Consider the following 19834-nt stretch of genomic DNA (forward strand, 5'->3'; position numbering starts at 1 on the left):
CCGATGCGCAAGCCCCGCGTGGGGCGGGCTGGGTGTGTTGGGTGGGCCGGTGGCAGAGGGTCTCAACCGGGGAAGTTGTCCGGAATCTTGGCCTTGCTGCGCGCCTCGGCGGGGCTGATGATGTTGCGCCGCACCAGGTCGGTCAGGTTCTGGTCCAGGGTCTGCATGCCGACGCTGTTGCTGGTCTGGATGGTGGAGTACATCTGCGCCACCTTGGCCTCGCGGATCAGGTTGCGGATGGCGCTGGTGCCGGTCATGATCTCGTGCGCCGCGACCCGACCCGAGCCGTCCTTGAGCTTGCACAGCGTCTGCGAGACCACGGCCACCAGGGATTCGGACAGCATGGCGCGCACCATTTCCTTTTCCTCGGCCGGAAACACGTCGATCACCCGGTCTATGGTCTTGGCGGCGCTGGAGGTGTGCAGCGTGCCGAACACCAGGTGGCCGGTCTCGGCCGCGGTCATGGCCAGGCGTATGGTCTCCAGGTCGCGCAGCTCGCCCACCAGGATGGCGTCCGGATCCTCGCGCAGGGCAGAGCGCAGGGCGGCGGAGAACGACAGCGTCATGGGCCCGACCTCGCGCTGGTTGATCAGGCATTTCTTCGATTCGTGCACGAATTCGATCGGGTCCTCAATGGTCAGGATGTGGCCGTACTCGGATTCGTTCAGGTGGTTCACCATGGCCGCCAGCGTGGTGGACTTGCCCGAGCCCGTGGGGCCGGTCACAAGCACCAGGCCGCGGGGTTTCAGCGCCAGGTCGGCAAAGATCTTCGGGGCGCCCAACTGCTCCAGCGTCAGGATCTTGCTCGGGATGGTACGAAAGACGGCGGCTGCGCCGCGGTTCTGGTTGAAGGCATTCACGCGAAAGCGTGCCAGGCCGTCGATCTCGAAGGAAAAGTCGACCTCCAGAAACTCTTCATAGGCCTTGCGCTGGGCATCGCTCATGATGTCGTAGGCCATGGCGTGCACGGTCTTGTGGTCCAGTGCGTCGACGTTGATGCGCCGCACATCGCCATGCACCCGGATCATGGGCGGCAGGCCTGCGGAAAGATGCAGGTCAGACGCCTTGTTCTTCACGCTGAAGGCGAGCAACTGGGTGATGTCCACGGATTCCCTTTGAGTCGTTTTCGTTTGATACGCTTGGCGACACATTATGACGATGATTGACAGCAACCTCCAGGGCGTGCGCGCCCGTATCGCACAGGCCTGCCTGGCCGCGGGCCGCGCCCCAGACGCCGTGGCCCTGCTGGCCGTGTCCAAGACTTTCGGCCCCGAGGCCGTGTGCGAAGCGGCACGTGCCGGTCAGCGCCGCTTTGGCGAAAACTACATCCAGGAGGCCGTGGCAAAGATGGCCCAGGTTGCGGCCCTGGGCCTGCCAGAGCCGCTGGAGTGGCATTGCATAGGCCCGGTGCAAAGCAACAAGACGCGCCTGGTGGCCGAGCATTTCGACTGGGTGCACACGGTGGACCGGCTGAAGATTGCCGAGCGCCTGTCCGGCCAACGCCCGGCGCGGCTGCCGCCGCTGCAGGTATGCATACAGGTGAGCGTCGATGGCGCCAGCACCAAGTCGGGGGTGGCGCCCGATGAGGCGCTGCAGCTTGCGCGCGCCGTGGCGCAGTTGCCCCGGCTGCGGCTGCGCGGCGTCATGAGCATTCCCGATGAGGCGCCCGGGTACGCGGCGCAGCTCGCCGTGCACCTGCGTGTGCGCCAGCTGTTTGAGGCGCTGCGCGATCAGGGGGGAGCGGGATTCGAGGACTTCGACACCTTGTCGCTGGGCATGACCGGCGACCTGGAGGCCGCGGTGGCCGCCGGCAGCACCATGGTGCGCGTGGGCAGCGGCATCTTTGGGGCACGCGATTACGGCGCCCGGCCGGCCTGAGGTGCTAAGCTGACTCGCCACATCAATGTAAATGGAGATGCCCCATGCCCGGTCTGCTGCCCGACGTCGATCCCGATGGCCTGCTTGAATTCTCGGTGGTCTACACCGACCGCGCGCTCAACCACATGTCTCGGCGCTTCACCGGCGTGATGCAGGACATTCTCGCTACGCTGAAGGACGTTTATCACGCCCACACGGCGGTGCTGGTGCCGGGCAGCGGCACCTTCGGCATGGAGGCCGTGGCGCGCCAGTTTGCCAACCATGAGAAGGTACTCATCGTGCGCAACGGCTGGTTCAGCTACCGCTGGAGCCAGATCTTCGATGCCGGTGGCCTGGGTGCAGGCGCCGTGGTGTGCAAGGCGCGCCGCCAGGGCGATGGCCCGCAGGCGCCCTGGGCCCCATGCCCGGCCGAGGAAGTGGCGGCCGCCATCCGCGCCGAACAGCCCAAGGTGGTGTTCGCGCCGCATGTGGAGACGGCCAGCGGCATCATGCTGAGCGACGACTACCTGCGCACCGTGAGCGCGGCCGCACATGCCGTGGGTGCGCTCTTCGTGCTCGATTGCGTGGCCTCGGGGGGCATGTGGGTGGACATGGAAAAGACCGGCGTGGACGTGCTCATCAGCGCGCCGCAAAAGGGCTGGAGCAGCTCGCCCTGCTGCGCCATGGTGATGCTCTCCAAGCGTGCGCGCGGGCTCATAGAGCACACGCACAGTTCCAGCTTCTCGTGCGACCTGAAGAAATGGATGCAGATCGCCGAGGGCTACGAAAAGGGCCAGCATGCCTACCACGCCACCATGCCCACCGACGCGCTGGTGCGGCTGCGCGACGTGATGCTGGAGACGCGCGACTATGGCTTTGACAGGGTGCGCGCCGAGCAGGTCGAACTGGGCGCCAAGGTGCGTGCGCTGCTGGAGTCACGCGGCTTTCCCAGTGTGGCGGCCGAGGGCTGGAAGGCCCCCGGCGTGGTCGTGAGCTACACCAACGACCCCGGCATACAGAGCGGCAGGAAATTCCTCGACGTGGGTCTGCAAACCGCTGCGGGCGTGCCGCTGCAGTGCGACGAGGGCTCCCATTTCACGACCTTCCGCATCGGCTTGTTCGGCCTGGAGAAGTGGCACAACGTGGACCGCACCGTGGGCCACCTGGCCGCGGCGCTCGACAAGGTGGCCGCCGCCGCTGCGTGAGGGCCGTCAACCCGTTGCCATGATGCCCATGAGCAGGGCGCGCGCGCCATCCCAGATGATCTCCACGCCCACGCACAGCAGCATGAAGGCCATCAGGCGCAGGAACACGATCTGCCCGGTCTCGCCCAGGCGCTGCAGTACCCGCCCGGCGTAGCGGAAGGTGAGGGCCACCAGCATGCCGAGCAGCACGGCAGCCGCCAGCCCGCCGGCGATGTTGGCCATGGTTTCCGTCACGCTGCGCCGCGTGTGCAGGCTGGCGCCGATGGCAATCGCCACGGCGATGGAGCCGGGGCCGCAGGTCAGTGGAAAGGTCAGCGGATAGAAGGCCTTGATGCGCACCCGGTCCTCGTTCAGGGACTGCGCCATGTGCGTCGTGTCTTCGCTGGCGCCCTGCTGGGCGTGCAGCATGCGCCAGGCGATGGAGGCCACGACCATGCCGCCGGCCACGCGTACCACCGGCAGCGATACGCCGAAAAAATTCAGCAGATAGGAGCCGATCAGCATGGCCCCGGCCAGCAGCAGCGCGGCGTTCTTGCCGATGCGCCACGCCAGCCGGGCGCGGCCGCTGTCATTCAGGCCGCGCGTGAAATCGACGAACACCGGCGCCGACGCCAGCGGGTTGATGATGGGCAGCACGCCGGCGAGCGCAAACAGCAGGCTCTTGCCAAAGGCCGCCAGCAACAAGGAGGGGGACAGGTCCATGCGCGTAACTGTACGCGCGCCGTGCCATGCGGACCGCGACTTGACCGCTAAAAACGTGGCAGATCCGGGTGCGCCAGCCGCCCGCCGCGCACCAGCATCCTGCCGTACTCGGCGCAGCGGTTCAGCGTGGGGATGACCTTGCCGGGGTTCAGCAGCCCGGCTGGGTCGAAGGCGGTCTTCAGCGCCATCATCTGCGCGTTTTCCTCGGGCGTGAACTGCACGCACATGGAGTTGAGCTTTTCCACGCCCACGCCGTGCTCGCCCGTCACCGTGCCGCCCATGGCCACGCTGGTCTCCAGGATGTCGGCGCCGAACCGCTCGCAACGGTGCAGCTGGTCCGGGTCGTTGGCATCGAACAGGATCAGCGGGTGCAGGTTGCCGTCGCCGGCGTGGAACACGTTGCAGCAGCGCAGGCCGTATTTCTTCTCCATGGCCTGGATGGCGAGCAGGATGTCGGCCAGGCGCTTCCTTGGAATGGTCGAGTCCATGCACATGTAGTCGGGGCTGATGCGGCCGCTGGCCGGGAAGGCGTTCTTGCGCCCGCTCCAGAAGCGCATGCGCTCGGCTTCGTCGCCGCTCACCGAGATGGCCGTGGCGCCCGCGCCGCGCAGCACCTCGCTCATGCGGGCGATCTCTTCCTCGACTTCCTCGGGCGTGCCGTCGCTCTCGCACAGCAGGATGGCCTCGGCCGTCAGGTCGTAGCCGGCCTTCACGAAGTCCTCCACGGCGGCCGTCATGGGCTTGTCCATCATCTCCAGGCCCGCCGGGATGATGCCGGCGGCGATCACGGCGGCCACGGCGTCGCCGGCCTTGCGCACGTCGTCGAAGCTGGCCATGATGCAGCGCGCCAGCTGCGGCTGTGGGATCAGGCGCACGGTGACCTCCAGCGCCACGGCCAGCATGCCCTCGCTGCCGATCACGGCGGCCAGCAGGTCGTAGCCGGGCGCGTCCAGCGCCTCGCTGCCGAAGGTGATGGGCTCGCCCTCCATGGTGAAGCCGCGCACGCGCAGCACGTTGTGCACCGTCAGGCCGTACTTCAGGCAGTGCACGCCGCCCGAGTTCTCGGCCACGTTGCCGCCGATGGTGCAGGCGATCTGGCTGCTGGGGTCGGGCGCGTAGTACAGGCCGTGGGGCGCGGCGGCCTCGCTGATGGCCAGGTTGCGCACGCCGCACTGCACGCGCGCCGTGCGGGCCACGGGGTCCACGTCGAGGATGCGGTTGAACTTGGCCAGCGACAGCGTCACGCCCATGGCGTGCGGCATGGCGCCGCCCGACAGGCCCGTGCCCGCACCGCGCGCGACCACCGGCACGCCGAGGCGGTGGCAGGCCTTGAGCACGGCCTGCACCTCGTCCTCGGTCTCGGGCAGGCAGACGACCAGCGGGCGCTGGCGGTAGGCGGTCAGGCCATCGCACTCATAGGGCGTGGTGTCCTCGCTCTGCCAGAGCAGCGCATGCTGCGGCACGCAGGCAGAGAGGGCCTGTACAACGGCGCGCTGGCGCTCGGCGCGCTCGGTGGCTGTGGGGCTGGGCATGGCGTGACTGTAGGCCATGGAGCGCGCGCGCGGTGTGAGTTTTCTTGCAGGCGGGCGTGAGCCAGATTACGGTATTTGCTTTTGTATTGATAGCTGCTTGCGCTTGATGAATAAGGGCTAATGCCTTATTTGTCTTGTATTAATTCGTGCCGCTGAAAACCGGCGCAACCCAGGCCAGGGCGCGAAGCGCCTCAGGGGGTGTCACCCCATCGTGCGCCGCAGCCAGTCGGCAAAGGCCGCGCATTCCCAGCGATCCATGGTGCCCGTGCGCCAGCACAGGTAATGCGCGTAGGGGCTGGGGGCCAGGATGTCGAACAGGCGCACCAGCGTGCCCTGGTCCAGCCAGGGCGCGGCCAGCTTCAGGCGCACCGGGGCCACGCCCATGCCGGCGGCGGCGGCGTCGCACATCAGGCCCACGTCGTTGAATTGCGAGCCCTCGTTGGGCTCGGCCCAGGCCAGGCCAGCGGCGGCGAACCAGGTGCGCCAGGGCTCCAGCGGGCTGCGCAGCAGCGGCAGGCCCTCCAGGTCCTCGGGTCGCTCGAAGGGGCCATGCTCGCGCACGAAGGCGGGCGAGGCCAGCGGCGTGAGCATGTCGCGCGCGATCTCCACATGCTCCATGTCGGCGTAGTGGCCGGGGCCGTAGCGCACCACCAGGTCGGCGTCCTCGGCCACCACGTCCAGGAGCGGGATGGAGACCTGCAGCGCCAGGTCGATCTCGGGGTAGGCCTCGGTGAACTGGCGCAGGCGCGGGATCAGGATGGCGCGCGCAAAGGTGGGGGTGACGGCTATCTTCAGCCGCCGCCGGCCGGGGCTGATGGCGTGGCCCGGCAGGCGCTGCAGGGCCGACAGGCCTTCGCGCACCTGCGCCAGGTAGGCGCTGCCGTCGGTGGTCAGGGAAAAGTCGGCGCGCCCGAACAGCCGCGTGCCCAGGATTTGCTCCAGCTGCTTGACGCGGTGGCTCACGGCGCTGGGCGTGACGCACAGCTCGTCGGCCGTCTGCGTCACGCTGCGCAGGCGCGCCAGGGCCTCGAAGGTCAGCAGGCACTGTATCGGCGGGATGCGCCGCGCGGCGCTGGCGCTGAACGGGGCGGCCACGGCGCGGGCTAGCGGAAGACCACGGTCTTGTGGCCGTTGAGCAGCACGCGGTGCTCGCTGTGCCACTTCACGGCGCGCGCCAGCACCAGGCTTTCGGTGTCGCGCCCGCGTGCCGTGAGGTCTTCCACGGTGTCTGTGTGATCGGCGCGGGCCACGTCTTGTTCGATAATCGGCCCCTCGTCGAGGTCGGCCGTGACGTAGTGGGCGGTGGCGCCGATGAGCTTCACGCCGCGGTCGTGCGCCTGGTAATAGGGTTTTGCGCCCTTGAAGCTGGGCAAAAAGCTGTGGTGGATGTTGATGGCGCGGCCCGCCAGCTTGGTGCACAGGTCGTTGGACAGCACCTGCATGTAGCGCGCCAGCACCACCAGCTCGGCCCCCTCGGCCTGGATGATCTCGTATTGCCGCGCTTCGGCCTGGGCCTTGGTGGCGGCCGTGACGGGAATGTGGTGGAAGGGAATGTTGTAGCTGGCCGCCAGCTGGTAGAAGTCGCGGTGGTTGCTGATGATGGCCCGGATGTCGATGGGCAGCAGGCCGCTCTTGACGCGAAACAGCAGGTCGTTCAGGCAGTGGCCTTCGCGGCTGACCATGAGCACGGCGGGCATGGTCTGGGCCTTGGCGTGCAGGCTGAAGCGCATGGTGTAGGGTTCGGCAAAGCGGGCCAGGTGCTCTCTCAAAGTGGCGCCATCGTGCTGCGTGCAGGCGAACTGCACGCGCATGAAGAACAGGCCGGTGGCCTGGTCGTTGTACTGGGCGGCTTCTTCGATGTTGCCGCCATGCTCGAGCAAAAAGCCCGACACGGCATGCACCAGCCCCAGGCGGTCGGGGCAGGACAGGGTAAGTATGTAGGCAGGGGTCATGGTGCGAATTGTCGCAGCAGGCCCGGGCCGTGCTGATGGAGTGATGATGGGATCGAATACGCCGGGGGGCAGCCCCCGGATGAGCCCCTGGTGGGGCATGGCTCTGTATCTGGTCGTGGGGGCGGTCTGGGTGGCTGCGGGCGATCGGCTGCTGGATTTGCTGGTGGCCGACCCGCTGCGGCTGGCGCGCTGGCAGACCGCCAAGGGCTGGCTGTACGTGCTGCTGACCGGCGTGCTGGCCTGGTGGCTGCTGCTGCGCATGCGCGCCGCCGAACGCGCGCGCGGGGCGCTGGCGCAGGAGCTGTCGCAGATCGCGCGCCATGCACCGGCGGGCATTGCGCGCGTGGAGCCCGCGAGCATGCGCTTCATGTGGGCCAATGAGCGGCTGTGCGGCTGGCTGGGCCTGCCCTTGGCGGCGGTGCAGCACAGCGGCTTCGGCGAGCTGGTGCCCCCCGATAGCCGCGCCAGGGCCGGGCAGCAGCTCCAGCGCCTGCTGGCCGGGCGTATCGACCATTACCAGGTCGAGGGCCTGTGCCTGGGCGCAGGGGGAGGGCGGCCCCTGCCCGTGCTGTGCACCGTGAGCCATGTGCCGGCCACGGACGACATGCCGGCGCATCTGCTGTGCGTGCTGCAGGACCTGGGCGAAATCGGGGCCGCGCGCGCGGAGTTGCTGCGCAGCGAAAACATCTTGCGCCTGGCGCTCGATGGCAGCGGCAGCGGCCTGTGGGACTGGGATCTGCTCGCGCGCCGCGCCACCCATTCGCCGGGCCTGGCGCGCATGCTGTGCTATCAGGGCCTGGAGCTGCCGCATGGGCTGAACCTGCTGCGCCGCCTGCACCCGCAGGATTACCGGCGCGTGCACCGCGCGGTGCAGCAGGCCATTGCCACGGGCCAGCCTTTTGTGGAGACGGCGCGCCTGCTGCGCTTTGACGGCAGCTACTGCTGGTTCCAGGCGCGCGGCCTGTGCCACCGCGGCGTCCAGGGGCGGCCCGAGCGCTTCTCGGGCATCCTCACCGACCTGACGGCCAGCCGCGCCTTTGAGGAGCGCCAGCGCCTGGCCGCCACCGTGGTGGACAACGCCATCGAGGGCGTGGTGGTGGCCGATGCGCAGGGCCGCATTCTTTCCATCAACCCCGCGGTCACGCGCCTGCTGGGCTATACCGAGGACGAGTTGCTGGGCCAGAACCCGCGCATATTCCAGTCAGAGCGCCACGACAAGCAGTTCTATGAGGCCATGTGGGCCGCGCTGCAGCAAAAGGGCTATTGGCGGGGCGAGATCTGGAACAAGCGCAAGAACGGCGAGATTTTCCCCGAGCGCATGTCGCTGTCGGCCGTGCACGATGAGGGCGGCCAGGTGACGCACTACGTGTGCATGTTCAGCGACATCTCGCAGGAAAAGGCCCAGCACCAGCGGCTGGAGTTCCTCTCGCACCGCGACAGTCTGACCGGCCTGCCCAACCGCGCCTGGTTTGTCGAGCAGCTGGAGGAGGCCGTGAGCCAGGCCCTGGCCCATGGCGAGCTGATGGCCGTGCTGCTGCTCAACCTGGATCGCTTCAAGGACGTGAACGACAGCTATGGCCATGCGGTGGGCGACGAGGTGCTGCGGCACATCGCACAGCAGGTGCGCCTGAGCCTGCGCCCCGGCGACCTGGTGGGGCGCATGGCGGGTGATGAAATTGCGGTGCTGGTGCGTGGCCTGAGGAATGCCGAAGGTGCTGCGGCCGTGGCGCAGCACCTGATTGCCGCGGTCAGCAAGCCCTGGAGCACGCCGGACGGCATCGAGGTCGTGGCCGGCGTCAGCGTCGGCATAGCCATGTTCCCCGAGCATGCCCCCACGGCGCAGCAGCTGCTGCAGGGTGCGCATTCCGCCGTCTACGGTGCCAAGGCGCGCGGGCGCAGCGCGCATTGCTTCTTTGACGAATCCATGACCCAGGCCGCGCGCGAGCGGCTGGAGATCGAGGCGCGGCTGCGCACGGCATTGGCGCAAGGCCACTTGCTGCTGCACTACCAGCCGCAGGTGGATGTGGCCACGGGCCGCATCGAGGGCGCCGAGGCGCTGGTGCGCTGGCAGGACCCCGAGGAGGGCCTGATCTCGCCCGCGCGTTTCATTCCCGTGGCCGAGGCCTCGGGCGTGATCGGCCCGCTGGGCCGGTGGGTCATGCACGAGGCCTGCCGCCAGGGCCAGCAATGGCGCGCGGCCGGGCTGCCGGCGATCCGCCTGGCGGTGAACGTCTCGCCGCGCCAGTTCCAGCTGGACGACATGGCCGCCTGCGCGGCCCAGGCGCTGGCCGCCAGCGGCCTGCCGGCCGGCTGCCTGGAACTGGAGCTGACCGAGTCCGCCCTGGCCGAGCGGCCCGAGGAAATGCGCCAGGTGCTGCAGCGCCTACAGGCCCTGGGCGTGCGCATCGCGGTGGACGACTTCGGCACCGGCTATTCCTCGCTCGCCCACCTCAAGCGTTTTCCCATCGACGTGCTCAAGATCGACCAGGGCTTCATGCGCGACATCCCCGCCAGCGCCGACGACATGGCCATCGGCGCCACCATCATCGCCATGGGCCACAGCCTGGGCCTCACGGTGCTGGCCGAAGGGGTGGAGACGCCCGAGCAGCTGACCTTTCTGCGCGAGCGCGGCTGCGACAGCTACCAGGGCTACCTGTGCAGCCGGCCCCTGCCCGCCGAGCAGTTTGCGCAGCTGCTGCAGACGCAGCAGTCTGCTACCTGAGCGGCGCCTAGCGCCCTGCAGGCGTGGATACGGGCATCCGTGCGCGCAGCTCGGCGCAGTGGTCGCGTGGCGCCAGGGCGGGGGTGGGGTGGATGTAGTTCGCTTCTGATTCAATAGCTGTTTGCGCTTGCCCTGCCTGTGCTACAGCCACTTTTGATGTGAAATCTGCCGGCAGCCAGGTAGGTATGCCCAGGTCGCGCCGCACATGGCCCCAGCCGGCCACCAGCAGCACCGTGCGCCCGCGCTGGCGTGCGTCCAGCACCGCCTGGGCCATGCTGGCGTCGCGCGCCAGCTGGATGCGCACCATGGGCATCAGGCGCTCGGGCGGCAGCAGGCCGCAATGGCCCTCGGCGATGGCCTGGCGCTGCAGCGCCAGCGCCGCGGGTGGCAGATGGCCGTCCAGCGCCCCATCCTGCATGGCGGCGCGCATGCGGCCACGCGGCAGATTGCCGCCGCGCACCGGTACGCCCGCGGCCACGGTGGCCATGATCACCGGCCGGTAGCGCTCCCAGGGCCAGAGCTCCTCGTTCCAGCGCAGGGCGGCGCGCACCCGGTCCTGGTCCGCGTCCGGTGGCAGGCCGTCGGTGGCCGCGCCTGCCTCGGCCATCTCGATCACCAGCGCCGCCAGGAGGCCGCGCGCGGCCAGCCAGCGCACCGTGTCCTGCTGCCAGCGCTGGTGCTCGGGCGCATCATGCTGTTCGCCCAGCAGCAGCGCCTGGGTGCCCTGCCAGTCGGCCAGTCGGGCGTGCCAGGCCTGCTCGGCCTGGGTCGGACCGGCGCTGGGTCCGGCGCAGCCCGGCAGTGCCAGCAGCATCAGGGACAGCCATGCCAGGACGCAAGCGCGCGTCCATGGGGCGGATGGGTGGGGGCTTGAAGCGTGCATCAAAAAAATGAAACCAGGTGTAAGCATGGCCCGGGGCCGTGGGGGCGGCGCTGTCCCGCATCGATTGGCTTGCTGGTGCTACAGGAAGTGTATTGCATGGGTGCGGCACACTACATATAGCGTTTGTCAAGCCTTTGGGGTGAATGTAAAAGTTCCGCTCCGGGTGCACAATCTACCCTCGCACTGCCTACAATCGCTCCCCCTTTGACCACCCCCAGGAGTTTCCCCGTCATGCAACGTGAGATCGCCGACCTCGCCCCCAGCCTGCCCGTCCAGCCCATCAGCCTGGATGTGCTGAGGGAGAAATACTTCAAGGACGGCGAGAGCGATGTCGAGGATCTGTATCGTCGCGTGGCCCGGGCCCTGGCCTCGGTCGAGCGTGAGGATATACGCGAGCAGCTGCAGGCGCGCTTCCTGGACAACCTGCGCGCCGGCGCCATAGGCGCCGGGCGCATCATGAGCGCCGCCGGCACCGACATCCAGGCCACGCTGATCAACTGCTTCGTGCAGCCCGTGGGCGACTGCATCCAGGGCGTGGACGATGCCGGCTACCCCGGCATCTACGAGGCCTTGCGCGAGGCCGCCGAGACCATGCGCCGCGGTGGCGGCGTGGGCTACGACTTCTCGCGCATCCGCCCGCGCGGCGCGCGGGTTTTGGGCACGGCCTCTATGGCCTCGGGGCCGTGCAGCTACATCAACGTCTTCGACCAGTCCTGCTCCACCGTGGAGAGCGCCGGCGCACGCCGCGGCGCGCAGATGGGCGTGCTGCGCATCGACCACCCCGACGTGCTGGACTTCATCACCGCCAAGCGCCAGCCCGGGCGCTGGAACAATTTCAACGTCTCCGTGGGCGTGCCCGATGCCTTCATGGAGGCCGTGGAGCAGGACCGCGACTGGGAGCTGGTGCACAGCGCCACACCGGGCGCCGAGTTGGTCAAGGAGGGCGCACACCAGCGCGCCGACGGCCAGTGGGTGTACCGCACGCTGCGAGCGCGCGAGCTCTGGGACACGATCATGAAGTCGGCCTACGACTTCGCCGAGCCCGGCATCCTGTTCCTGGACCAGATTAACACCGACAACAACCTGCATTACACCGAGACCATCCAGGCCACCAACCCCTGCGGCGAGCAGCCGCTGCCGCCCTATGGCTGCTGCGACCTGGGGCCCATCATCCTGACGCGCTTCGTGCGCAACCCCTTCGGCCTGCACGGCGAGGCGTCGTTCGACTTCGACGCGTTCGAGCAGGCCGTGGCCACCCAGGTGCGCGCGCTCGACAACGTGCTGGACGTGACCTTCTGGCCGCTGCCGCAGCAGCAGGCCGAGTCGGCCGCCAAGCGCCGCATCGGCGTCGGCTTCACCGGCATGGGCAACACCCTGGCCATGCTGTGCAAGCGCTACGACCGCCAGGACGGGCGCGACATGGCGGTACAGATCGCCGAGCGCATGCGCAATGCGGCCTACCGCGCCTCGGTGGAGCTGGCCAAGGAAAAGGGCGCCTTCCCGAAGTTCAAGGCCGAGGGCTACCTGGCCAAGGGCACCTTCGCCAGCCGCCTGCCCGAGGACATCCAGAAGGCCATCAAGAAGCACGGGATCCGCAACAGCCACCTGCTGTCCATCGCGCCCACCGGCACGGTGAGCCTGGCCTTTGCCGACAACGCCTCCAACGGCATCGAGCCGCCGTTCTCCTGGACCTACACGCGCCGTAAGCGCGAGGCCGACGGCAGCAAGAGCGAGTACGTGGTCGAGGACTACGCCTGGCGCCTGTACAAGACGCTGGGCGGCGACGTGAAGCAACTGCCCGAGTACTTCGTCAGCGCCATGGATATGGCTGCCGCCGACCATGTGGCCATGATGGAGGCCGTGCAGCCCTATGTGGACACGGCCATCTCCAAGACCGTGAACGTGCCGGCCGACTATCCCTATGACGACTTCAAGGGCCTGTACCTGCAGGCCTGGCACTCGGGCCTGAAGGGCCTGGCCACCTACCGCCCCAACAGCATCCTGGGCGCGGTGCTGGAGGTGCCCGCCGCGCCGGCCCAGGAGGCCAAGCCCGCCAAGAGCGAGCCCACGCCCGAGCCGGCGCAGGCCATCGATCCGATGCGCATCGTCATCGAAAGCCGCCCCAAGGGCGGGCTGGATGCCGTGGCCGAGAAGATCGAATACTGGACCCAGGAAGGCCAGCAACGCCTGTACCTGATCGTCTCCTTCCTGCCCGTGCCCGACGGGCGCGGCGGCACGGTCGACCGGGCCATCGAGTTCTTCATGCCCGTGGGCCAGAGCAGCGAGTCGCAGCAGTGGATCACCTCCAGCATGCGCCTGTTGTCGCTGGCCGCGCGCGGCGGCTTCCTGGAGCGCGCGTTGTCGGACATGCGCAAGGTGGCCTGGGATCGCGGCCCCGTGCGCCTGGGCACCTACCAGCGCGCCGACGGCGCCCAGGTGCCGCTGTGGCACGACTCCGAGGTGGCGGCCGTCGCCTATGCGGTGCAGAACATCCTGGCGCGCCGCGCCCAGGCGCCGCAACAGCAGGTGCTGCCGCTGGACGAGCCCGACATGCCCGCCGGCATGCCGCCCGCCATGGCCGGCAAGAAATGCCACGAATGCGGCGCCCATGCCGTGATCCGCAAGGACGGCTGCGACTACTGCACGCAGTGCGGTGCCCTGGGCAGCTGCGGCTGATACCGATGCCGGTGGCAAGTGCCGCATATGCTATTGATTGGATAGCTTATGGCGCTTGCTGCATAAGGCATGTAGCTGTTTTTCCCTTTTATGCCGCTACCTTTGAGCGCAGTCCCCACGGCCTTGGCCGACATGGCGGCGGCCCTGCTGCAGGCACGCCAGACCATACTGCCCAAGCGGCTCGGAGCCCCGGGGCCGGATGCCGCGCAGCTGCAGGCCATGCTGGCCGCGGCCGGCCATGCGCCCGATCATGGCCGCCTGCTGCCCTGGCGCTTCGTGCTCCTGCCCGAGCCGGCGCGTCCGGCGCTGGCCGATGTGTTTGCCCAGGCCCTGCGCGAGCGCGACCCCGAGGCCACGCCCGAGCAGCAGGCTCAGGCGCGCGAAAAGGCCTACCGGGCGCCCGTGCTGCTGCTCCTGGTGGTCGATGAGCTGGCCGGCGATCCCGAGATCGCGCCCGCCGAGCGCATCCTGTCCGCAGGCTGCGCGGTGCAGAACCTGCTGCTCATGGCTACGGCGCTGGGCTTTGGCTCGGCGCTCACCAGCGGCAAGGCGCTGCAGTCGCGGGCGCTGCGCACGCTGTTTGCGCTCCAGGAGGGCGAACGCGCCCTGTGCTTTGTCAGCGTAGGCACGGTGTTGTCGGGCAAGCCGGCACGCGAGCGCCCCGTGCCGGCGCAGTATGTCGCCACCCTGGTGCCGGGCCAGGGCGTGCAGCCCTGGAGAGCGGAGGGGGAGAGTGAGGCGCGAATGAATATGCCGATCGAAGTCCGCGGCGCGGGCGCCGAGCCATGACGGTACCAGTGTCCCTGCCCGGCATGCACAGCCCGGGCGCAGGCTTTGACCAGCCCTTTGAGATGCTCGACGCCTGCCACGACCGCGTGCGCCGCTCGCTCGCCCTGCTGGCGCGCCTGCGCGGCTACCTGCAGGATGAGGGTTGCGACGACTCTGCGCGCCAGGCGGCGCGCGACGTGCTGCGCTACTTCGATATCGCGGCGCCCCTGCACCACGAGGACGAGGAGCGGCATGTCTTTGCGCCGCTGCTGGCCGCGCACGCCGAAGGGGTGGTGGCCGACTTGGTGCGCCGGCTGCAGCACGACCATGTGCTCATGGCCGAGTGCTGGGCCGAGGCGCGCCAGCCCCTGGAGCGGCTCGCACAAGGCGCGCTGCAGGGCTTTGCACCCATGGACGAGGCTGCGCTGGACCGCTTCGCAGGCTGCTACGCCGACCACCTGCGCCACGAGGACGACAGCATCTACCCCGCAGCGCGCGCACTGCTGGACATGGAGGCCCTGCGGGCCATGGGCCAGGAAATGGCGGTGCGCCGCGGCGTGCGCGTATAAAACGATAGCTTTTGACGCTTGTTAGATAAGCGTTTAAGGCGAATTTGGCTGGAGTTTTGGTGGTTGCGGCAGACGGCGCCCAAAACGAAGGCGCCGTGGCGGGGAGCCACGGCGCGCTGTGCCCCTCGCGGGGCTGCGACCTACCGGGGGTGGGCCGCGAAGGGGTCGTGAGACCCCGAAACTCAATGCACTATGACGGGATTCTGCGCCAGTCCGACGTAGCCGTCCAGCGTGTCTTCCACCTCTTCCTGGGTAGGGGTATTGCGCTGCCAGGCCAGGATCTGCTGTTGGAACAGCTCGGCCCAGGACCCGTCCAGGTACACCTCCTTGCCGGAGCGCTTGTCCACGATCTCAAAGCCGTGGCGCACCAGCTGGGGCGGTTGCGGGGTGGATTCATTGACGCCATCGGGGGCGGCATCCGGCAGCATGTGGACCACCACAAAGGAGTCAGAGTCGTAGAGCATTTGCATGGCGTGGTCCCCCTGTCAGTATGGCTATCAGATAGCAACGCATGGCGGGAGTTCAAGTCCTGCGCCTGTCAGTGACAGTATTTCACGGAAAGCGCGTCTTGGCTGGTGCGCACCGCGATTCGCGGGATAGCCCCTGGTGCTGGGTGGGTATGGGCCTGCAGGGGCCGGTCAGGGTGCTGCGTGGCCGCTGAGCAGCAGGTCGGCAAAGTCGCCGTTGCCTTGGCTCAGGCGGATGCGCACCGGCAGATAGTGCAGTGTGCTGCCCAGCCAGAGCTCTGCCTTCTGTTCGTAGTGTTGGCCCTCGCGTGGCAGGCGCTGCAGCTTCAGGGCCGGCGTGCTGCCGGCGGGCAGATCCAGCGTCTCTGGGCCTTCGACGGTGAAGGTCCAGAGGTCGGCGCTGCGCGCGCCCACGGTGGTCAGCGCGATCTGCGTGCCCGGCGGGTAGCGTTCGGGAGCGGCGGCCAGCAGGGCGCCGAGCTGTATGAATACGCTGAGCCGGTCCTGCGCGCCCGCGCCTATGGTGGCGCGCGGGGTGTTGGCGCTGAAGATCACCTCGTGGCGCTCGAAGTCGAAATGCGCTGCCTGCTCGCTGCGCCGCGACTTGTCGCCAAAGCGCTCGGGACGCAGACCCTGGGGCGTGATGCTGCCCACGCTGCTTTGCGTGCGCGAGCCGAGCAAGAAGGCCTTGATCTGCTGGCGCGCCTCATAGCGCGGGCCGTCCCGGTGCCACAGCAGCTCGGCGCTGGCGCTGTAGTGGAACTTCTTGACCTCGCCCGCCACGGCAAATTCCAGCCGGGTGGATGGCGGCAGCAGCACGGGCGGCGGCTCGGTGCTGGCGCTGGCGCCGTCGGCCCCGGGGGGGCGGATCTCGACGCCGGCGCTCTGTGCCTCCGGCTGCCCTGGCGTGGCGGGTTCCACCGCGCCGGCCTCTGGCGGCGTCGGCGCCTGGCTGGCGGGTGCGGCCTCCTCAACCGCCGGGGCGGTGGCGTCTACCTCCATGGGGCTGATGAACTCGTCGGGCGGGCCGATGCCGGCCTGGATGTCTGGCCGTGCTGCGGGCGTTGGCGGAGCGGGCGTTGGCGCCACTGCTGCGGGCCTGGGCCTGCGCACCGGGCGCGGCCGCGGCGTCGCCGTGGGCGCGGGCTTGGCCTCGGGTGGCGGCGCTGGGGCGGGTGGCGGCGGCAGCATGCGCGTGTGCAAGGCCATGCGCTGCGGCTGGCCCCGATCGCTGCCGCCCAGCGGCAGGCCCACTAGCACCAGCCAGTGCAGGGCCAGTACCAGGGCGGTGAGCAGTAGCAGGGCACGGTGCGGCATAGAATTTTTGGGTACGAAACCCACCCTGACGGAAGGCATGCACCATGAAACTGGCGACCTACAAGGACGGATCACGCGACGGCCAGCTTGTCGTTGTCTCTCGTGATTTAGCGCAAGCCCATTATGCGACCGGCATTGCCAGCCGCCTGCAGCAGGCGCTGGACGACTGGAACTTCCTCGCACCGCAGCTGCAGGACCTGTACGAGCAGCTCAACGCCGGCCGCGCGCGCCATGCGTTCCCGTTCGACGCGCGCCAGTGCATGGCGCCGCTGCCGCGCGCCTACCAGTGGGCCGATGGCTCGGCCTACCTCAACCATGTCGAGCTGGTACGCAAGGCGCGCGGCGCCGAGGTGCCGGCCAGCTTTTACACCGATCCGCTCATGTACCAGGGCGGCAGCGACGATTTCCTGGGCCCCTGCGACGACGTGGTCGTGCCTGCCGAGGCCATGGGCATCGACTTCGAGGCCGAGATCGCCGTCATCACCGGCGACGTGAAGATGGGCGCGGCGCCTGAGCAGGCGCTCGACGGCATACGCCTGGTGATGCTGGCCAACGATGTCAGCCTGCGCAACCTGATACCGGCCGAGCTGGCCAAGGGCTTCGGCTTCTTCCAGTCCAAGCCGGCCACCGCCTTCAGCCCCGTGGCCGTGACGCTGGACGAGCTGGGCGATGCCTGGCAGGGCGGGCGCGTGCACCTGACGCTGCAATCGACCTGGAACGGTCGCAAGGTCGGCATGTGCGAGGCAGGGCCGGAGATGAGCTTCCACTTCGGCCAGCTCATCGCCCATATCGCCAAGACGCGCAACGTGCGCGCCGGCTCCATCGTGGGCAGCGGCACGGTGAGCAACAAGGACTGGTCCAAGGGCTATTCCTGCATTGCCGAGAAGCGCTGCATGGAGACCATCGAGGACGGCCAGCCGAGTACGGAATTCATGAAGTACGGCGACACCATCCGCATTGAGATGAAGGGCCGGGACGGGCTAAGCCTGTTTGGGGCCATTGACCAGTGCATTGCCCAGCCGTAGCGGGTTTATGAAAGAAAAATGGCTGTAGTGCTTGTGAATAAAGCGTTAGCAGCTATTGGTTCAGGAGCATTTTTCCGCCGCCTCGACCTGTACGGTGCAGTCGTAGAACGTCGGCCCGGCGCCCATGTCCGTCAGGGCCTGGCTGGTGAGTTCGTTCACATTCGTGCCGTTGTGGCCCAGCTTGCGCCACCACACGCCCAGGCTGTTGACCACGCCGGGGCGGGCGCGCCCGTTGAGCGCGGCGTGGCATTCGTAGCTGCCGCGCCCGTTGAAGACGCGTACCAGGGCGCCGTCGGCAATGCCGCGCGCGCTGGCGTCGTCGGGGTGCATCTCCAGCAGCGGGCGGCCTTCGATGTCGCGCAGGCTTTGCAGGTTGACGAAGCTGGAGTTGAGGAAGTTGCGCGCCGGCGGCGAGATCATGGCCAGCGGGTACAGCGCCGATTCTCCCGCCACCTCGTGGTTCGGTACATGGCCGGGCAGCGGGTCCAGGCCCTGATCGGCCAGGCGCTGGCTGAAAAATTCGCAGCGCCCTGAGGGCGTGGGAAAGCCGCCATCGGCAAACGGCGCATCGGGCACGGGCAGCGGGGCGAAGCCCTGCTCCAGCAGCAGGTTGAAGTCCACCTTCTCGCCATAGGCCTGGCGGCACAGCTTTTCGTCGCTGTCGGCAAAGCAGGACTCAGTGAACCCCATGCGCGCCGCCAGGTCGCGGAAGATCTGTGCGTTGCTGCGCGCCTGGCCCTGGGGTTGAATGGCCGGGCGGTTAAGCAGCACGTCGGTGTGGCCGTAGGCCAGGTGCACGTCCCAGTGCTCAAGCTGGGTGGTGGCAGGCAGGATGTAGTCGGCCCAGTCGGCCGTGTCGGTCTGGAAATGCTCCAGCACCACGGTGAACAGGTCCTCGCGTGCAAAGCCGCGCACCACCTTGGGCGACTCGGGCGCCACGGCCACGGGGTTGCTGTTGTAGACCACCAGGGCCTCGATGCGCGGGCCGAAGGCGGGTGAGGATTCGCGCAGCAGGTCGTCGCCGATGGTCACCATGTTGATGGTGCGCGGTGTGCGGTCGGCCAGCAGCTCGGGGCGCTGCAGCGCCGCACGGTCCACGGGGAAGGCGCCGGAACTGGACAGCAGCATGCCGCCCGCACGTTCGCGCCAGGCGCCGGTGAGCGCGGGCAGGCAGGCCACGGCGCGCACCGCGTTGCCGCCACCATGTGCGCGCTGCACGCCGTAGTTCAGGCGGATGGCGGCGGGCTTCGTCTGGCCGTACTCGCGCGCCAGGCGGCGGATCTGCTCCACGCTCAATCCGCAGACCTCGGCCGCGCGCTCGGGTGGCCATTCGAGGGCGCGTGCGCGCAAGGCCTCCCAGCCCAGCGTGTGGCGCGCGATGTAATCGTGGTCCAGCCAGTCATGCACTATGAGTTCGTGCATCAGCGCCAGGGCCAGCGCGGCGTCGGTGCCGGGGCGCAGCTGCAGGTGCTCGTGGCATTTCTCGGCGGTCTCGGTGCGGCGCGGGTCTATGCACACTAGGCGCGCGCCGTCCCGCTTGGCCTGCTGGGCGATGCGCCAGAAATGCAGGTTGCTGCCGATGGAGTTGCTGCCCCAGATCAGGATCAGCCTGGCCTCCGCGAAGAACTCCACCTTCATGCCCAGCTTGCCGCCCAGCGTGTAGTTGAGCCCCTCGCCGCCGGCGGTGGCGCAGATGGTGCGGTTCAGCAGCGACGCGCCCAGGCGGTGGAAGAAGCGCCGGTCCATGCTCTCGCCCTGCACCAGGCCCATGGTGCCGGCGTAGCTGTAGGGCAAGATGGCCTGCGCGTCGCGCGCGGCTATTTTGCCAAGGCGCCGGGCGATGTCGGTAAGCGCCTCGTCCCAGGACACGGGCGCGAACCGGCCGCTGCCCTTGGGGCCGGTGCGCTTCAAGGGCGTGAGGATGCGCTCGGCGTGGTGCGTGCGCTCGGCATAGCGTGAGACCTTGGCGCACAGCACGCCGCCGGTCTGCGCATGCGCCGGGTTGCCCTGCACGCGCACGGCGCGGCCGTTCTCCACGGTGGTGATGAGGGCACAGGTGTCGGGGCAGTCGTGCGGGCAGGCGCCGCGGATGGTGGCGGTGGGCATGGCGGGTGCTGGGTCGGTGGCGGGCGTGCATTTCATCACGAAGCGCAGGCAGG

The 19834-nt window shown here is 68.6% G+C and carries 16 protein-coding genes; 7 read left to right on the forward strand and 9 right to left on the reverse strand.

Annotated elements, in window-relative coordinates; genetic code table 11:
• Positions 1–62: 62 nt before the first annotated feature.
• Positions 63–1106: a type IV pilus twitching motility protein PilT gene (locus P7644_RS02450; RefSeq protein WP_404301417.1), complete on the reverse strand. Its 1044-nt coding sequence runs from the start codon at positions 1104–1106 to the stop codon at positions 63–65.
• Positions 1107–1152: 46 nt separating this feature from the next.
• On the opposite strand from P7644_RS02450, the gene P7644_RS02455 reads away from it, so the two are divergent.
• Together P7644_RS02455 and P7644_RS02460 are read left to right on the forward strand one after the other, a co-directional pair.
• The gene (locus tag P7644_RS02455; RefSeq protein ID WP_404301418.1) at positions 1153–1878 is read left to right on the forward strand and encodes a YggS family pyridoxal phosphate-dependent enzyme; all 726 of its coding nucleotides are present in this window, start codon (positions 1153–1155) and stop codon (positions 1876–1878) included.
• 44 nt (positions 1879–1922) lie between these two features.
• Positions 1923–3062: an aminotransferase class V-fold PLP-dependent enzyme gene (locus tag P7644_RS02460; protein ID WP_404301419.1), complete on the forward strand. Its 1140-nt coding sequence runs from the start codon at positions 1923–1925 to the stop codon at positions 3060–3062.
• Positions 3063–3068: 6 nt separating this feature from the next.
• Here the strand turns inward: P7644_RS02460 and P7644_RS02465 are convergent, their stop codons facing one another.
• From P7644_RS02465 to purU, 4 genes are all read right to left on the reverse strand, one after another.
• A complete protein-coding gene (locus P7644_RS02465) occupies positions 3069–3764 on the reverse strand; it encodes a MarC family protein (protein ID WP_404301420.1) in 696 nt (231 codons plus the stop codon).
• Positions 3765–3811: 47 nt separating this feature from the next.
• Positions 3812–5296 carry an FAD-linked oxidase C-terminal domain-containing protein gene (locus P7644_RS02470; protein ID WP_404301421.1) on the reverse strand — a complete coding sequence of 495 codons (1485 nt, stop codon included), beginning with the start codon at positions 5294–5296 and terminating at the stop codon, positions 3812–3814.
• A gap of 201 nt (positions 5297–5497) precedes the next feature.
• Positions 5498–6391 (reverse strand): LysR substrate-binding domain-containing protein, encoded by an 894-nt coding sequence (locus P7644_RS02475; RefSeq protein WP_404301422.1) that lies wholly within the window; start codon positions 6389–6391, stop codon positions 5498–5500.
• Between the two features lie 8 nt (positions 6392–6399).
• Entirely contained in the window at positions 6400–7248 is an 849-nt protein-coding gene (gene purU / locus P7644_RS02480) for a formyltetrahydrofolate deformylase (RefSeq protein WP_404301423.1), read from the reverse strand.
• A 46-nt stretch (positions 7249–7294) separates the two neighbouring features.
• Here purU and P7644_RS02485 point away from each other — a divergent pair, with 46 nt between their 5' ends.
• Positions 7295–9970, forward strand: coding sequence for an EAL domain-containing protein (locus tag P7644_RS02485; protein ID WP_404301424.1), 2676 nt, complete (start codon positions 7295–7297; stop codon positions 9968–9970).
• 7 nt (positions 9971–9977) lie between these two features.
• Here P7644_RS02485 and P7644_RS02490 read toward each other — a convergent pair whose 3' ends face one another.
• Complete coding sequence (locus P7644_RS02490; RefSeq protein ID WP_404301425.1) at positions 9978–10784, reverse strand: ChaN family lipoprotein; 807 nt, start codon at positions 10782–10784, stop codon at positions 9978–9980.
• A 300-nt stretch (positions 10785–11084) separates the two neighbouring features.
• Here P7644_RS02490 and P7644_RS02495 point away from each other — a divergent pair, with 300 nt between their 5' ends.
• The 3 genes from P7644_RS02495 to P7644_RS02505 all read left to right on the forward strand — a co-directional run bounded on the left by P7644_RS02495 (position 11085) and on the right by P7644_RS02505 (position 14866).
• On the forward strand, positions 11085–13529 hold the full coding sequence (locus tag P7644_RS02495) for an adenosylcobalamin-dependent ribonucleoside-diphosphate reductase (RefSeq protein ID WP_404301426.1): 2445 nt from the start codon (positions 11085–11087) through the stop codon (positions 13527–13529).
• 90 nt (positions 13530–13619) lie between these two features.
• The gene (locus P7644_RS02500) at positions 13620–14318 is read left to right on the forward strand and encodes a nitroreductase family protein (RefSeq protein ID WP_404301427.1); all 699 of its coding nucleotides are present in this window, start codon (positions 13620–13622) and stop codon (positions 14316–14318) included.
• Entirely contained in the window at positions 14315–14866 is a 552-nt protein-coding gene (locus tag P7644_RS02505; protein WP_404301428.1) for a hemerythrin domain-containing protein, read from the forward strand. Before P7644_RS02500 ends, P7644_RS02505 begins: the two co-directional genes overlap by 4 nt.
• Positions 14867–15048: 182 nt before the next feature.
• On the opposite strand, the gene P7644_RS02510 is transcribed toward P7644_RS02505, so the two are convergent.
• Both P7644_RS02510 and P7644_RS02515 read right to left on the reverse strand, forming a co-directional pair.
• Positions 15049–15336: a DUF3567 domain-containing protein gene (locus P7644_RS02510; RefSeq protein ID WP_404301429.1), complete on the reverse strand. Its 288-nt coding sequence runs from the start codon at positions 15334–15336 to the stop codon at positions 15049–15051.
• Between the two features lie 168 nt (positions 15337–15504).
• Positions 15505–16650 carry a DUF3108 domain-containing protein gene (locus P7644_RS02515; protein WP_404301430.1) on the reverse strand — a complete coding sequence of 382 codons (1146 nt, stop codon included), beginning with the start codon at positions 16648–16650 and terminating at the stop codon, positions 15505–15507.
• Between the two features lie 44 nt (positions 16651–16694).
• Between P7644_RS02515 and P7644_RS02520 the strand changes: the two genes are divergently transcribed.
• Positions 16695–17675 (forward strand): fumarylacetoacetate hydrolase family protein, encoded by a 981-nt coding sequence (locus P7644_RS02520; protein WP_404301431.1) that lies wholly within the window; start codon positions 16695–16697, stop codon positions 17673–17675.
• Positions 17676–17735: 60 nt separating this feature from the next.
• Here P7644_RS02520 and P7644_RS02525 read toward each other — a convergent pair whose 3' ends face one another.
• The gene (locus P7644_RS02525; protein ID WP_404301432.1) at positions 17736–19817 is read right to left on the reverse strand and encodes a molybdopterin-dependent oxidoreductase; all 2082 of its coding nucleotides are present in this window, start codon (positions 19815–19817) and stop codon (positions 17736–17738) included.
• Between the last annotated feature and the right edge of the window lie 17 nt (positions 19818–19834).

The sequence above is a fragment of the Alicycliphilus denitrificans genome (assembly GCF_044792555.1).
Lineage (GTDB): Bacteria > Pseudomonadota > Gammaproteobacteria > Burkholderiales > Burkholderiaceae_C > Alicycliphilus > Alicycliphilus denitrificans_A.

Coding starts and splice junctions, on each gene's coding strand:
- P7644_RS02515 (WP_404301430.1), bottom strand. CDS start 16,650: ATGCCGCACCGTGCCCTGCTACTGCTCACCGCCCTGGTACTGGCCCTG.
- P7644_RS02460 (WP_404301419.1), top strand. CDS start 1,923: ATGCCCGGTCTGCTGCCCGACGTCGATCCCGATGGCCTGCTTGAATTC.
- P7644_RS02490 (WP_404301425.1), bottom strand. CDS start 10,784: ATGCTGCTGGCACTGCCGGGCTGCGCCGGACCCAGCGCCGGTCCGACC.
- P7644_RS02520 (WP_404301431.1), top strand. CDS start 16,695: ATGAAACTGGCGACCTACAAGGACGGATCACGCGACGGCCAGCTTGTC.
- purU (WP_404301423.1), bottom strand. CDS start 7,248: ATGACCCCTGCCTACATACTTACCCTGTCCTGCCCCGACCGCCTGGGG.
- P7644_RS02510 (WP_404301429.1), bottom strand. CDS start 15,336: ATGCAAATGCTCTACGACTCTGACTCCTTTGTGGTGGTCCACATGCTG.
- P7644_RS02505 (WP_404301428.1), top strand. CDS start 14,315: ATGACGGTACCAGTGTCCCTGCCCGGCATGCACAGCCCGGGCGCAGGC.
- P7644_RS02485 (WP_404301424.1), top strand. CDS start 7,295: ATGGGATCGAATACGCCGGGGGGCAGCCCCCGGATGAGCCCCTGGTGG.
- P7644_RS02495 (WP_404301426.1), top strand. CDS start 11,085: ATGCAACGTGAGATCGCCGACCTCGCCCCCAGCCTGCCCGTCCAGCCC.
- P7644_RS02470 (WP_404301421.1), bottom strand. CDS start 5,296: ATGCCCAGCCCCACAGCCACCGAGCGCGCCGAGCGCCAGCGCGCCGTT.
- P7644_RS02465 (WP_404301420.1), bottom strand. CDS start 3,764: ATGGACCTGTCCCCCTCCTTGTTGCTGGCGGCCTTTGGCAAGAGCCTG.
- P7644_RS02500 (WP_404301427.1), top strand. CDS start 13,620: ATGCCGCTACCTTTGAGCGCAGTCCCCACGGCCTTGGCCGACATGGCG.
- P7644_RS02455 (WP_404301418.1), top strand. CDS start 1,153: ATGACGATGATTGACAGCAACCTCCAGGGCGTGCGCGCCCGTATCGCA.
- P7644_RS02525 (WP_404301432.1), bottom strand. CDS start 19,817: ATGAAATGCACGCCCGCCACCGACCCAGCACCCGCCATGCCCACCGCC.